The organism is Erwinia mallotivora, assembly GCF_000590885.1.
Classification (GTDB): Bacteria; Pseudomonadota; Gammaproteobacteria; order Enterobacterales; family Enterobacteriaceae; genus Erwinia; species Erwinia mallotivora.
Genome location: NZ_JFHN01000006.1, coordinates 1 through 834 on the forward strand (window position 1 = coordinate 1; position 834 = coordinate 834).

At 42.0% G+C, this 834-nt stretch carries 2 protein-coding genes; one reads left to right on the forward strand and one right to left on the reverse strand.

Annotated elements, in window-relative coordinates; genetic code table 11:
- The coding region (locus BG55_RS00035) for a class I tRNA ligase family protein (RefSeq protein WP_034932762.1) at positions 1–428 on the reverse strand (428 nt) is incomplete at its 3' end.
- On the opposite strand from BG55_RS00035, the gene BG55_RS22185 reads away from it, so the two are divergent.
- The coding region (locus BG55_RS22185; RefSeq protein ID WP_034932762.1) for a class I tRNA ligase family protein at positions 407–834 on the forward strand (428 nt) is incomplete at its 3' end. The genes BG55_RS00035 and BG55_RS22185 overlap by 22 nt on opposite strands.

An 834-nucleotide genomic window follows, 5' to 3' on the forward strand; every position in this document is an offset into this window, starting at 1 on the left:
TGAGAAAAAGTCTGTTCAGACATTTCAGGGACGACACCGTTACAATATTTATTGATCATTGCGACAGTTCTTGAAAGTAAATTCCCGATATCATTTGCCAAATCATTGTTCAGTCGCTGCTGAATAACTGCCTCGCTGATAATGCCGTCTGAACCAAAACGAAGCTCTTTGATTAGCGTGTAGCGCAAGACATCACAGCTGTATTTTTCAGCGGCATAAAGAGGATCAACACCATTGCCAAGTGATTTACTCATTTTGCGGCCATCACTGCCCAATAAATGCCCTGAAACCAACAGACGCTTGTAAGGAGAAAAACCCAACGCTTTGCACATACTCAGCCAAAACAGAGTATGTGTTTTGAGAATATCTTTACCGATAATATGTTGTGATTCCTGCCAGAATGCCTGTGCATCATCCGGATGATGCACAGGCATTCTGGCAGGAATCACAACATATTATCGGTAAAGATATTCTCAAAACACATACTCTGTTTTGGCTGAGTATGTGCAAAGCGTTGGGTTTTTCTCCTTACAAGCGTCTGTTGGTTTCAGGGCATTTATTGGGCAGTGATGGCCGCAAAATGAGTAAATCACTTGGCAATGGTGTTGATCCTCTTTATGCCGCTGAAAAATACAGCTGTGATGTCTTGCGCTACACGCTAATCAAAGAGCTTCGTTTTGGTTCAGACGGCATTATCAGCGAGGCAGTTATTCAGCAGCGACTGAACAATGATTTGGCAAATGATATCGGGAATTTACTTTCAAGAACTGTCGCAATGATCAATAAATATTGTAACGGTGTCGTCCCTGAAATGTCTGAACAGACTTTTTCTCA